Source organism: Peribacillus loiseleuriae (assembly GCF_001183985.1).
Classification (GTDB): Bacteria; Bacillota; Bacilli; order Bacillales; family DSM-1321; genus Peribacillus; species Peribacillus loiseleuriae.
The window spans coordinates 4569121-4583142 of record NZ_LFZW01000001.1 but is presented as its reverse complement, the minus strand read 5'-3'; the positions used below and the strand labels follow the sequence as shown (position 1 = coordinate 4583142).

The 14022-nt window shown below is 38.1% G+C and carries 13 protein-coding genes and 1 pseudogene; 13 read left to right on the top strand and 1 reads right to left on the bottom strand.

What is annotated here, in order from left to right; genetic code table 11:
- Positions 1-14: 14 nt before the first annotated feature.
- From AC625_RS21295 to trpB, 13 genes and pseudogenes are all read left to right on the top strand, one after another.
- Positions 15-587 (top strand): DeoR family transcriptional regulator, encoded by a 573-nt coding sequence (locus AC625_RS21295; RefSeq protein WP_049683096.1) that lies wholly within the window; start codon positions 15-17, stop codon positions 585-587.
- A gap of 1 nt (position 588) precedes the next feature.
- Entirely contained in the window at positions 589-2172 is a 1584-nt protein-coding gene (locus tag AC625_RS21290) for a copper resistance CopC/CopD family protein (protein WP_049683095.1), read from the top strand.
- A gap of 29 nt (positions 2173-2201) precedes the next feature.
- Positions 2202-2858: a YcnI family copper-binding membrane protein gene (locus AC625_RS21285; RefSeq protein WP_049683094.1), complete on the top strand. Its 657-nt coding sequence runs from the start codon at positions 2202-2204 to the stop codon at positions 2856-2858.
- Between the two features lie 366 nt (positions 2859-3224).
- Positions 3225-3561, top strand: a pseudogene (locus AC625_RS21280) (metal-sensing transcriptional repressor).
- Positions 3562-3577: 16 nt separating this feature from the next.
- Positions 3578-3784 (top strand): copper chaperone CopZ, encoded by a 207-nt coding sequence (copZ, locus tag AC625_RS21275; protein ID WP_049683093.1) that lies wholly within the window; start codon positions 3578-3580, stop codon positions 3782-3784.
- Positions 3785-4088: 304 nt separating this feature from the next.
- Positions 4089-4703, top strand: coding sequence for a PH domain-containing protein (locus tag AC625_RS21265; RefSeq protein WP_049683091.1), 615 nt, complete (start codon positions 4089-4091; stop codon positions 4701-4703).
- Positions 4704-5187: 484 nt separating this feature from the next.
- Positions 5188-6240, top strand: a complete 1053-nt coding sequence (gene desA, locus AC625_RS21260; protein WP_049683090.1) for a Delta(5) desaturase DesA — start codon at positions 5188-5190, stop codon at positions 6238-6240.
- A gap of 93 nt (positions 6241-6333) precedes the next feature.
- Positions 6334-7467 (top strand): sensor histidine kinase, encoded by a 1134-nt coding sequence (locus AC625_RS21255; protein WP_049683089.1) that lies wholly within the window; start codon positions 6334-6336, stop codon positions 7465-7467.
- Entirely contained in the window at positions 7464-8063 is a 600-nt protein-coding gene (locus AC625_RS21250) for a response regulator transcription factor (protein WP_049683088.1), read from the top strand. Before AC625_RS21255 ends, AC625_RS21250 begins: the two co-directional genes overlap by 4 nt.
- A gap of 169 nt (positions 8064-8232) precedes the next feature.
- Positions 8233-8526 carry an antibiotic biosynthesis monooxygenase family protein gene (locus tag AC625_RS21245; RefSeq protein WP_049683087.1) on the top strand — a complete coding sequence of 98 codons (294 nt, stop codon included), beginning with the start codon at positions 8233-8235 and terminating at the stop codon, positions 8524-8526.
- Between the two features lie 108 nt (positions 8527-8634).
- A complete protein-coding gene (gene msrA, locus AC625_RS21240; protein ID WP_049683086.1) occupies positions 8635-9156 on the top strand; it encodes a peptide-methionine (S)-S-oxide reductase MsrA in 522 nt (173 codons plus the stop codon).
- Positions 9157-9443: 287 nt separating this feature from the next.
- On the top strand, positions 9444-10397 hold the full coding sequence (locus AC625_RS21235; RefSeq protein ID WP_049683085.1) for an LCP family protein: 954 nt from the start codon (positions 9444-9446) through the stop codon (positions 10395-10397).
- A gap of 245 nt (positions 10398-10642) precedes the next feature.
- Positions 10643-11812: a tryptophan synthase subunit beta gene (gene trpB / locus AC625_RS21230; RefSeq protein ID WP_049683084.1), complete on the top strand. Its 1170-nt coding sequence runs from the start codon at positions 10643-10645 to the stop codon at positions 11810-11812.
- A 127-nt stretch (positions 11813-11939) separates the two neighbouring features.
- On the opposite strand, the gene shc is transcribed toward trpB, so the two are convergent.
- A complete protein-coding gene (gene shc / locus AC625_RS21225) occupies positions 11940-13823 on the bottom strand; it encodes a squalene--hopene cyclase (protein WP_049683083.1) in 1884 nt (627 codons plus the stop codon).
- Positions 13824-14022: the final 199 nt, after the last annotated feature.

Below are 14022 nucleotides of genomic sequence, written 5' to 3'. Positions count from 1 at the left end.
AGGTTGGTGATAAATTGTTAGCGAACGAGAGACAGAAGCAAATTAAAGAGTTAGTCTTAAGTCGCAAAAACCTTAAGATATCTGAGTTAAGCAAAAAGTTTAAGGTATCAGATATGACCATCCATAGAGATATAAAAGCAATGGTTGAGTCAGGATTTATTGTAAAAACATTCGGTGGGATAAGTCTGGCTAGTCAAGACACAAACGTATCGAATGGAAATGAATGTGTGCTTTGTTATAAAAGTATTAATTTTAGATTCTCTTGTCGCTTAATTCTAACTAAAAACAGAGTGGAAACCGCGTGTTGTATGCATTGTGGCTTCATACGTAACCAAATGCTCGGTAATGAGGTACTTGAGATATTGTGCTATGATTTTTTTACAAATACAACGATAAGTGCTATGAACGCTAACTTTGTGATGGATACAACTCTTGATCTAGGTTGCTGTCAGCCTCAATTTCTTCTCTTTAATCAAAGTGAACATGCACAAGGTTTTGTACGAGGATTTGGCGGAAACGTTGTAACATTTACAGAAGCGATGGAAAAAGTAGCGAGACAAAGGGAAAAAAGTAAAGGTTGCTGCTAGTATGAATAAGACTGTTCTAAGAAATATTTTAATAGTATGTTTGATATTTTTTATTTTTGCGGTTCCACAAGGAGTTTTTGCGCATGCATTGCTAGAAAAAGCTACACCTGCCCCAGATAGTCAGTTAAAGTCTTCTCCAAAAGAAATTGTTCTTATGTTTAATGAAAGGCTTGAAAAAGAACTTTATTCGATAAAGGTATTTAATGAAGATGGTGACATGGTTAGCAAGAGTAAAACAGAGATTGGTAAAGAACAAAAATACATAAAGCAGGCTTTGCCACCCTTACCTAACGGGAACTACGCCATATCATATAGTGTATTATCAGCAGATGGGCACCCAGTAAAAGGTTCTTATGTCATCTCAATAGGTGAGGGAACGGTACTAAGAAGCGATATGAACCAACTTGTTTTACATAAAGAAGGTAGCGAATCTGTTCTGTATAGCATTTATAATTCTGTAGTAAGGGCTCTTTATTATATTGTACTGCTTCTTGCTACTGGTTGGATTATATGGGGGACTTTGAAAAAAGTAGACATTCCAGAAATAAGGCCAAGTTATCGACAATGGGCTATCTATTTACAAATTATGCTTTTAACTACAACCATTGGCATGGGGTTTATGCAATTTATAGACCTGCTAGATAGTTGGACTCCAAGTGAAATTTGGTCCGTATTAACAGGTACGACAATAGGGATATCTTGGTTTCTTTCCATGCTATTGTCTCTCTTAGGTTTTGTACTATTACTTCGTTTTAACTGGTTGGATAGATTGTGGGTATTTATGATTCTTGCGGTAAAGAGTATGAATGGACATGCCATGGCCTTTGATCCGCCGATTCGTACAATTTCAATAGATATCATCCATTTAATCGGAGCTGCGATATGGGCAGGGGGCCTATTTTATATCCTTGTCTTTTGGAACAAGCAACGAGAGCACGTTCGACGATTTTTGCCGATGTTCTCTCAAGTAGCGTTAATAAGTATCCTTGTTCTATTCGTAACAGGAATTGCTTCAACATTAATCTTTTTACCCCAAGTTCATTATCTGTTCTATACTACATGGGGGATTATGCTCTTAATTAAAGTCGTCTTAGTCTTATTTGTCATCGTAATTGGCGTTATTCTACGGTATGCAATGAAAAAGGCGCAGGAAGATGCGATCGGGAAATTGTTGAAAATCGATTTTAGTTTGATGATTATCATTCTAATCATAGTGGGAATCTTCACGCACTTAAGTCCACTGCCGCAAAACAAACCGCTAGTGTGGCACGAACAAGAAAAGAACATAGAATTTACGACAACGATCACACCAAAGGTACCCGGTACGAATCATTTCATGGTTGAAGCAAACTCTAATAAAGAGGGTGTAACGATTAAACGGGTTGAGTTATTTTTAAAATATCAAGACAATCCTGATGTCGCTCCGATTCAAGTACCTTTTTCCGAGATAAAACAATCAATGGATGTTCAATACATGTTAGATGGTCAATATCTACCATTTGTTGGGGAATGGATCGTGGAGACGAGAATATTAGATTCAGAGGATAATGAACATGTATTCAGTCAGGATTTTATTGTGTACTAAAAGCTAATAAAAAATTGGGGGAATATACAATGAAAAAACTATTAACATTTACGGTAATCATGATTGTTGCATTTTCTTTATTTGCCGGTATGGCAAGTGCCCATGTTACTGTACAGCCAAAGGAAACATCACAAGGGCAATATGAAGTGTTTACAGTCCGAGTTCCGTCTGAAAGTGAAGAGGTTCCAACAACCAAAATTGAAGTAAAATTCCCGGCAGAGGTAAATATCACTCGTTTCGAACCAAAAGCAGGCTGGAAATATGAAGTCCAAAAAGATGCGTCTGATAAAATTACGAGTGTTACGTGGACAGCAGAAGGAGAAGGTTTAACACCGACTGACTTCGGACAGTTTAACATGCAAGGAAAAGTAGCCGATGATGCGACAGAAATCGTGTGGAAAGCGTATCAAACGTACAAAGATGGCAGTGTAGTTGAATGGATTGGAGCACCAGATGCCCAATATCCTGCCTCTGTGACTGGAGTAAAACCAGGTGATGGATCTGCCCATGATCACGGACATGGTGAAGTAACAACAGATTCTACTGCCGATGCCCATGGAGCTAAAGAACAGGCGACTGAAGAAACAACTACATCAAGCTCGAGCAATACACCCTTATACCTTTCTATTGCAGCCTTAATTGTAGGCTTATTATCACTGGGACTTACCTTTAAAAAAAGAAGCTAAATACACACTGCTAGGCAAGAGAATAGACTCTCTTGCCTCTTTTTAATTCTCTAACGTACTAATTGATAGTCTGCATTCATAGTAAGCTCACATTTTAGACAAACAAGCATATTGCATCGATCTTATTCGTCTAATGCTTGCCGATTTGTTCATTAGGTCCCATGAAAACATAATAAAAGGAGAATCATAAAAAATCCTTTTTTAAGTTTTTAGGAAATTTTTGGTTGATTTTGAATATAGTATCCTTAATAGGGGATCCTGTAATGTATAAAAAAGTAGTAAACAAACAAAGAATTATTCAATTTTATATAGGGTAGGCAGGTATGGTATTATTCATTTCGGGATGATGAGAATATGGAAGCTGTAATGAAGGAACAAGCTCATTATATTGAAGATGAATACAGTGCACTCACTTCCTATGTACGAAAGAGTCATCACTCTGAAGCGGTAAAAAGGTATCTATCAACTCGTTTAAATCGTATAGAAGGACAAATTCGTGGCATTAAAGGTCTGAGTGAGAAAGATACTTATTGCGATGATGTCATCACACAGATGGCGGCTATTCAAAGTGCGCTTAATAGTGTAGCTAAGATTTCATTAGAAGGGACATCTGAAGAAATGTGTTGTGGAGCGACTTAATAAAGGGCATATAGAAGTTATAGATGAAGTGTTCGCGACAATCCAAAAATTAATGAAAAAGTAAAGGAGATATGAATCGTATGGGAAATATAACATTGAATGTGAGTGGGATGTCTTGTGGGCATTGTGTGAATGCAGTTGAGGGGAATATAGGAAAACTAGCTGGTGTATATGAAGTGAAAGTTCACTTAGAGACTGGAAAAGTGGATGTTGCTTTCGATAGTGAAAAAGTAACGCTCGAAAAAATTAAGAATACAATCGATGATCAAGGATATGATGTTGAATAATTAGTAAGGGTACTTTTCCTTTTGTTTGTTCGTTCTTAATGAAAACGGCAAGTATTTTAACGGATTCACATGGATGAACCAATTAAAATTCAGGAAGGGACGCTTAATGTAATGGGAAAGATGCGTCAAATCGAAAAGGAGCAGACCCAAATAAATTTTGGGATCTGCTCTTTGGGTTATCAGTGTCTCATGGCCTAGAACTGCGTTCCGTATAAATCTTTCATATTCAACTGAAAAAATACACATCACTTCAATCTCCTGTTAAAATTAAACTGAATAATGATGATTGGGAGGAGTTCGTACGATGTTTAAAAAAATTGCTTCAGATGCGTTAGGTTTATCAGATATCGGAACAATTATTCACACTAAGGATTATGACAAAACAGATGCTGACGATTATATCATGCATGAAGATGATGAAAAGATCTATTTTCTAATTAAGACAAAAATGGACGAATACTGCTTTACGAATTTGGCGATTGTTCACGTAGATGGAGAAAGTGCGATTTCCTCTAAAAGAACACTGAAACGATATCCATATTCCCAATACATCATATCTGATGTGTTCCTTGAAACAGCAGGAAAAATTGATTTAGATGTTGAAATCAAATTTAAAGTAGGAAAAGAGCAATTTGATATTGACGTAAAAAAAGACCAAATTGAACAATTAAAAGATTTATATAAATCACTTTTGCGTATTTCTGAAATCACTCATGAAAATAAGATCTACATCGATATGGCATCACAAAGCTTAGATAAAGCAGTAAGTATTCTGCAAAATTCACGAACAGATGACAATAAACTAGCAGATACATACAGAGACTTAACAGACTTTGGCTTTACGTGGTTAACTTCTGTTCGTGAGCAATACCATACGAAAGACTTTGGTGAAATTTATGAAAAATATATTAACAACTAAATGCGAGACTGCAAAATTATCGACCTCAGAGGTCTTTCTTCTGGGGTCTAATATTATTAGTCGCTTATATAGAATTTACTAATTACATTGGCGAAGCAGATATAAGGTGCTAAAGTAGTTTATGATTATGAAGGAATATCTCAAAATAAAAGTTGGAAACGACAATGGACAATTAGATGAAATAAGTAGGTCTATTAACTAACTCTTCCATTTTTAATGTAAAAAAAGAATAATCGAGAATACAAGAGGGAAATCCTACTCCATATCAGAAGAATAGATTAATTAAAAAGAAAAAGTTTCGAGTTTTAGTGTCTAGCACAATTAGGTTTGTTTTCTATGAACTAGGCACTTGTGCATGAAGTATGTGACATTTGTCATATAGCTCACTTGACGTTTATGCCTATCATTACCTGATGTTATAATCTACTATAAGTATATAAGAAGGCTGTGCGTTAAGCCTAATCGAGATATGTAGGAGGACGTCATGAGTAAACAAAAGACTGCAGAACTAAGAAAAAATGTTGCCCCATTTGAGAAGTCGGATATGACGAGAAGCGTAAAGCAGCTTTTTAATACATTCCCGCCGTTTTTTTTACTTTGGTTTGTGGCTTATCAAAGCTTAGCGGTATCTTATTGGTTAACACTTGTGTTTGCCGTACTAGCATCCGGGTTTGTAGTTAGGATGTTTATCATTTTCCATGATTGTACCCACGGATCGTTTTTCAAAAGTAAGAAGGCCAATACAGTCATTGGCACAATTAGCGGGATTATCACGATGTTTCCATACGAACAATGGAAAAGAAGTCATTCCATTCACCATGCTACAAGCGGTAACTTGGACAAGCGCGGAACAGGTGATGTTTGGGTCATGACAGTAGAAGAATATGTCGCTGCTTCTCCCTGGGGCCGCTTGCAGTATAGGCTCTATCGAAATCCAATTGTCATGTTTGGACTAGGTCCGATTTATCTATTTCTCGTGTCTAATCGTTTTAATCGAAAAGATGCAAGACGCAAAGAGCGTCTGAATATGTACGTAACGAATGGTTCAATTATAGCGATTTCTGCACTTCTTTGTTGGGCTATCGGCTGGCAGGCTTTTCTTCTCGTGCAAGCTCCGGTGCTCTTCGTATCAGGGTCTCTAGGAATTTGGTTGTTCTATGTCCAGCATCAATTTGAGGATTCTTATTTTGAAAATGAATCAGAGTGGGATTATGTGAAGGCGGCAGTGGATGGAAGTTCTTATTATAAATTGCCGAAAATCTTGCAATGGGTAACAGGAAATATTGGTTTCCATCATGTTCATCACTTATCTCCAAGAGTTCCGAACTATAACTTAGAAAAAGCTCACGAATCGACACCGCCATTACAAAAGGCAACGACGATCACACTGGGGACCAGTTTAAAGTCCATTCGTTTCAGACTTTTTGATCAAAAAAATAAAGCTTTTGTTAGCTTTAAAGAAATCAAACACTTACTTGATACGACTAAATCGGGCACAAAAATAAGTCCAGACAGTCCAAGCTTGCAAGAAAAATAAGATTCACTCAAAAAACCATTCCAGATGTCACAGAATGGTTTTTTGTTAATTTTGTAGTATATACTAGAATTAAATGTCAGACAGGAGGCCTCTATGAAGAATTGGTATCATATTTTTCCAAAAAGTACCGGACTTAGTCCGTATATTTGGATCATATGTTGTATCCTTCCTTTTTACTTTATTTTTAAATCATCATCATTATTAGTCATCATCTTTGGGATTATTATGATTATCCTGTTTTTTGCTTCCTATCGTTTCGCATTTTTGTTAAAAGGATGGCCGGTGTACGTTTTTGTCGCTATTCAAATCGCCATAAGCGTGGCAATGACTGCCCTATATGGTTATATTTATTTTTCATTATTTCTATCCTTTTTTATTGGTAATGTAAAAAGTAAAGCTGGATTTCTTACACTGTATATCATTCATATTGTTTCAACAATTGCCGCTGTTAGTTTAGGGTTTATTTTTCAAAAGCAAATATTCGTATCACAGTTTCCTTTTATCGTCATTAGCGTGATTGGTGTCATCCTACTCCCGGTTAGCACATATAACAGGAACAAAACTGAAGAGCTGGAAGAAAAATTAGAAGATGCAAACAAGCGGATCTCTGAGTTGGTGAAAATTGAAGAGCGTCAGCGGATTGCTCGTGATTTACACGATACGCTGGGTCAAAAGCTTTCCCTTATTGGTTTAAAAAGCGATCTTGCCAGCAGGTTAATGGAGATTAATCCTGAATCGGCCAAAAATGAAATCAATGATATTCGTCAGACGGCCCGGACAGCACTGAATGAAGTGAGGGAAATGGTTTCCGAAATGCGAGGTACAAAACTTGAGGATGAGGTTCTGAGGATCAGACAAATTTTAAAAGCAGCTCAAATGGACTTTAGTATGGAAGGGGATACGAATTTGCCCAATACGCCTTTGTTAGTAGAGAATGTGTTAAGCATGTGTTTGAAGGAAGCTGTAAATAATGTTGTGAAGCATAGCAAAGCAACTTGGTGCAAATTGTCTATTGAGAAGCTGCGTACAGAGCTGCTTATAAAAGTACAGGATGATGGGGTTGGCATTCGAAAAACTGAGTTTTTTCATGGAAATGGCCTAAAAGGGATGAAGGAACGATTGGAATTCGTGAATGGGAGCCTAGAAATCCAATCTTCTGAGGGCACGACACTTTATATCCGGGTACCGAACGGAATTAAGCAGGCGGAACAGGAGGGGTCTATATGATACGAATTGTTATTGCAGAGGATCAGCGCATGTTACTTGGCGCACTTGGTTCTCTCCTCGATTTGGAAGAGGACATGGAAGTGGTTGGCAAAGCGAGCAATGGTGAAGAGGCACTGGCTCTTGTTCATCGTCTTTTGCCCGATATTTGCATCATGGATATTGAGATGCCTGCGAAAAGTGGGCTTGATGTAGCCGAAGAATTAAAGGGTCACTCTTGCAAAATCATCATTCTTACAACGTTTGCTCGCCCTGGCTATTTCGAACGCGCGCGGAAGGCGGGAGTTGGCGGCTATTTATTAAAGGACAGTCCTAGTGAGGATTTAGCAAGTTCGATTCGAATCATTATGGATGGGCGGCGCATATACGCGCCAGAGCTCGTTGATATGGCCTTCGAAGAGGAAAATCCATTAACAGATCGGGAGAAGCAAGTGCTTGGTCTGATTGCTGATGGGAAGAATACGAAAGAAATTGCCAAAGAATTATTTATAACAACGGGGACAGTACGTAACTATATTTCTGTTATTCTTGATAAATTAGATGTGAGTAACCGGATTGAAGCGATTTCGCGGTTTAAGGAAAAAGGTTGGTTTAAATAAGATATGATGAGCCCTTGGAACTACTCTAAAACATAATAGACCAAGATCCAAGCATGGGCTATACTTAGTGGTGAATTATCTGATTTTTTTATCTTCGATGAGTGGAATTACATATATGGATGTGCTTATGGGGGTATTGGTATAGCATCTTAAATAGGGAGCGATCGTCTTGATTCTAGAAGCGGCTTTTTTACAAGTTAAACAGGGACTGGAAGATGAATACGAAGAAACTTTTCGTAAAGCTTCCAAGATTATTTCTTCGATGGATGGATATGTTACTCACAGTTTGCAGCGTTGCTTGGAGGTAGAAGGGAAATATTTGTTGTTAGTGACGTGGGGAAGTTTAGAGGATCATACTGTGGGCTTTAGGGAATCAGCAGAATATCAGGAGTGGAAGAAGCTTTTGCATCATTATTATGATCCATTTCCTACTGTCGAGCATTTTGAAAAAGTCAGTCTCTAATTGAGGGAAGTAAAAAAATATTTCGGTCATTAGATTTCATTCTAATGGAGCGAATAAGTTATGATTATGATATATCTTGATTTGTGCAAAATTGAAAGGGGTAAAATTATGCAAAAAGCAACATTTGCAGGCGGCTGTTTTTGGTGTATGGTGACACCATTTGAAGAATTACCAGGCATTGGTGGAATTGTTTCAGGATACTCTGGCGGGCATGTTAAAAATCCTACATATGAGCAAGTAAAAACAGGTACGACCGGTCATTATGAAGTGGTTGAAATTACATACGATCCAGAGCTTTTCCCATATGAGCGTTTGTTGGAACTATTCTGGCAGCAAATTGATCCAACAGATCCAGACGGACAGTTCCAAGATCGCGGCAGTCAATATAAAGCGGCCATCTTTTATCATGACGAGAAACAATTGGTACTGGCTCAAAAATCAAAAGAAGAAATGGCAAGCAGTGGCAAGTTTAAGAAGCCGATTGTAACGGAAATCCTCCCGGCGCGAACGTTTTATGAAGCGGAGAATTATCATCAAGACTTCCATAAAAAAAATCCGAAGCATTATAAAGAAGACCGTAAACAATCTGGACGTGATGAGTTTATTGACCAGCACTGGAGTGCCAAATAAAAACTGAATCGAGGGTGTCTCATAAGGGTCTGACCTTGCACGCTAAAACAGTATGTAGTGTTTCATACGCTTATCTTACATGTATTTAGTCCTTGCGTGGTCTGACCCTTTGCTTTTGGATAAATTAAAAAAATGTAATATTAATGGAGGAATCGTGTGATAATACCCCTAATAGACGAAAAGTAAAGGTGTGAAATCGGCTACCTATTTTCTCTAGAGTTACTAACTTGGTTTGAGTTCTCTGATATATTTTTAATAAGTGAATCAAACGAAAAGGGCGTACAAACATGACAAAACCAAACAAAGGGACGAGATCAGGCGAGCACAGAAGAAAAAAAAAGAAGAAAGTCTTTTTATCGATTTTTCTATTGATTGTTCTCATTGGTCTTTCTGGAGTAGGATATTTATATTTTGATTATAAGATGGCATTACAGAAGTCTGAAGCTGAAATTGACACGAACGTAAAGTCAGATATTGAGTTCAAGGGTGTAGAAGACAAGTTGGGGCGGGTTAATATCCTGCTACTTGGAGTAGATACAAGGGGGAAAGAAAAGTCCCGTACAGATACAATTATGATTGCTCAATATAATCCAGAAACGAAAAAATCAAAGTTAGTATCTCTCATGCGGGATATCTATGTAGATATTCCTGGATATAAAAACAATAAACTGAATGCAGCATATGCATTTGGTGAAACTGAGTTATTAAGAAAGACAATAAAGGAAAACTTTGATGTGGATTTACAATATTACGCTATTATCGATTTCAAGGGATTTGCTAAAACGATTGATATAGCCTTCCCTAAAGGGGTTGAAATCGATGTGGAACAGAAAATGTCAAAAGGAATAGATATGACTCTTCAACCAGGCGTTCAACCATTAAATGGCGATCAATTACTTGGATATGTCAGATGGCGTGGTGGTCCGGATAGTGACTTTGGCCGTGTCAAACGACAACAAAAGGTTATGCAAATACTGGCTGATAAAATGGCTAGCGTTCAAGGAGTATTAAAACTACCAAGAATGATTGGAACGATTCAACCGTACATCTTAACAAATCTTAGTTACGCCAATCTATTAGCAATGGGCACTTCGTTTTTAACGGATAGTAATCAAGATATTCAAAAGCTTACAATTCCAATCAATGGTACAGCCAGAGATGCTAGGCATTCAGTAGGATTAGTCCTAGAAATCGACATGGAAAAGAATAAAGAAGCATTAAAAGCCTTTTTAAATGAGTGATACGTAAAGGATGATGAATAAGAATAACGAACCAGGTCATTAAACTGGGGAGCTTATCTTATTCGTGATCCTTTTTTATATGAAAAAAAAGTGAATCAAGTTACAAAGGATTTTGGTATATTTTCAACCATTGGAGATGGATTGAACTTATTCCTAAAATTCTGGGTATTAATAGTTAAAATATATTGAAAATTTAGTTATAATCATATTATGTCAATATATACGGAAAAGGAGATTAGATGAGGATGACGAGTATGAGCAGAGATAGCAAAGGATATTTTGGAGAATTTGGAGGTAGTTTTATTCCAGAAGATCTACAAAATGTAATGAATAAAATAGAAGAACAATTTTTACACTATAAAGATGATCCTGAATTTCAAAAGGAATATGAATTTTATTTAAAAGAATATGTAGGTCGGGAAAACCCATTAACCTATGCTGAAAATCTATCCAAACGAATGGGTGGAGCAAAAATTTATTTAAAACGTGAAGATTTAAATCATACAGGTGCTCACAAAATTAATAATGTAATTGGTCAAATTTTATTAGCGAAGCGAATGGGTGCCAAGCGAATTATTGCTGAAACAGGAGCAGGACAACATGGAGTTGCTACCGCTACAGCTTGTGCAATGTTTGATATGGAATGTGTCATCTATATGGGAAAAGTCGATACGGAAAGACAAGCCCTTAATGTTTTTAGAATGGAACTGTTAGGGGCAAAAGTAGTAGCCGTTGAAAAAGGCAGAGGACGTTTGAAAGAGGCTGTAGACGAAGCGTTACAGGATTTAATTCAAAATTATAAAAACACCTTTTATCTGATTGGTTCAGCGGTTGGGCCTCATCCTTACCCGACAATGGTTAAACACTTTCAATCCATTATTAGTAAAGAATCTAAATCTCAAATTTTAGAAAAAGAAGGGAAACTCCCAACTGCCGTTATTGCATGTACGGGCGGTGGAAGTAATGCGATCGGAGCATATGCACACTATCTGGATGAATTGAGTGTTCGTTTGATTGGTGTTGAACCAGAAGAAGCCCCAACCTTATCAGAAGGTGTACCTGCTGTTCTTCATGGATTTAAAAGTTATACATTATTAGATGAAGAAGGAAATCCCAAACCAACATTTTCGATTGCAGCAGGATTAGATTATCAAGGTGTAGGGCCCGAACATAGTTATTTGAAAGAAAGTGGCAGAGCAGAGTACGTTACGGCTAGTGGTCAAGAAGCGTTAGAAGCGTTCCAAACCCTATCAAAACTAGAAGGAATTATCCCAGCCTTGGAAAGTGCACATGCCATAGCTTATGCGATAAAGTTAGCAAAAGAATTATCCAAAGATGATATCTTGATTGTTAATTTATCCGGACGTGGCGATAAAGATGTGGAGCAAGTGTTTCAAATGATTCAAAATAAATAATCCATTTTAGAATGTGCAAAGGGTCAGACCAAGCATGATACACATTGTTCATAGTGGTACTTACGCTAAAATGAAACTGTATGTTGTAGCTGCGTGGTCTGCCCCTTTCGCTATGGGCCCTCCTCTTTTACTTATAAACATACTTACCTCGATAATGACTTAGGGCAAGAAGCGGGAAAAGAAGCCGGTAGCTGTGATAATGCATATACACATAACCAGGCAAGCCTTGACCGGCCGGATAGTCGTTGGTCCAGTTCTGACTTTGTCCTTCGCGAATAAGATAAGCGATCCCTTTTTCAATAGCGGGTGTCGGTGTTAGGGAAATGGAAATCAGCGCATCAACGGCCCAAGCAGTTTGGGTAAGCGTACTTGCACCTAAGGGAATATACTTCTTACCAATATCGCTTGTGCAAGATTCCCCCCAGCCGCCATCTTCATTTTGGATACTCATCAGCCATTTCGCTGCTTTTTGAATAAACGGATGATTGCTCACTTCGCCCGCAGCTCGAAGGCCCGTTAATGCTGCCCAAGTTCCGTAAATATAACAGATTCCCCACCTGCCATACCAAGATCCGTTTTTTTCTTGAGCGTGAAGCAACCACTTTGCTGCTTTTCTCATGGCGCTTGTGGCTTGAATCCCATTGGTAAAGTTGCCGAGAAATTCAAGTGTTCGTCCAGTTAGATCAGGAGTGGAGGGATCTGTGAGAAAAAATTCTGCTTGTTCGATCGGCAAAACTTGCAACCATTTTTTATCAACATTCTTTTCAAAGGCAGGAAATCCGCCATCATCATTCTGTGTAGAAAGCACATAGGCCAACCCACGATTATAGGCATTTTTTATAGAGGGCGAAGTAGGGGTAGTGGGATATAGGGACCTTAGTGTTGCTGCTGTATCATCGATGTCCGGATTCAGTGTGTTGCCATCTGAAAAGCCCCATCCACCGGGTAAGGCATAAGGGTTATGCAGCTGCCAATCTCCATATTTCGTCTGTTGTCGGGCGATCAAATACTGATTGGCTCTTTGGACACAAGGATCATCTGGTTCCAATCCAGCTTCTTGAAGTGCATAATTAATGAGTGATGTATTCCAAATCTCAGGCCTGGTGTATTGAATATGCAAATGCCCATCGACGATGGTTGACATAGCTTTTAATCCATCGACGGCTTTCAAAATGATGGGATCTTTCTTGGAATGACCTTGGGAGAGTAAAGCAAAAATCATAAAAAATGTAGCACTAAAAAAGTTGTAAAGAGTCCCGTCTTGCTCAATTCGTTCAAGCATATACTTTTTAATACCCTCGACTGCCATTTTATGCAGTAGGGAAGGAAGCCCGATCAGGTTTTTGACACCATAGTAAATCGTTTGAACCAAGGAACGGCCCTCCTCGCATCTGAACTCTTCCCAGAGATCGTCTGAACGGGAGGGAAGCAATGCTTTCAAATCAGGGGCTGAAGCGATATTGATTTGAAATTTATGATCAGAGCACAGAAGGAGTGGGAGAAAGTTTACCCTTGCATATATGGATAAATCGTACATGCTAATGGGAAAGGTGGGGGGGAGCAATGCAGCTTCGATTGGAACCGGGAAGATACGTGGCCATTTCAATTGACCGGTAAGTATCAGCATCATTTTTGTAATCGAGCTTGCCTTGCTTAACCCTCCGTTAGTAGATATGAATTGTCGAGCTTTTTCCATATGCTCATCATTCTCTTGATGCAGACCAGATAAAAGCAATGCATAATAGGCTTCTATTGTTAGTGAAACATTCCCGTCCTGTTCATCGTGAAATAACTTCCACGCGCCATTTTTCTCCTGGCGGCTTATGATTCTTTCTGCTAAAGCTTGATTGAGTTGATCATCCTGAATATCGAGTGCTTTTAATAAAATAATCATAAACGCATCAGGTGTAATGCCGATTTCAAATGGATAATGCCAAGACCCATCTGTTTGCTGATCTGACCGTAACTGCATGATCAGACGGTCGATTTCATTTTTTACATATTGAGTCATTACATTCGCTCCTTTAAAACTGCATGAATCCCACTATTCAACGATATGACTAGTGAGCACTTGTTATGAAAAAACTTATATTTATAATGAGTGAAAAGGAAAAGCGGTTAGGAAAAAAGAAATACTGGTTAGTAAAAGGGTCAAAGAGCTGAGTCGGGGGGAAAGAGGTTCAAAGCGACTAGCAAAATACCTAAATCGA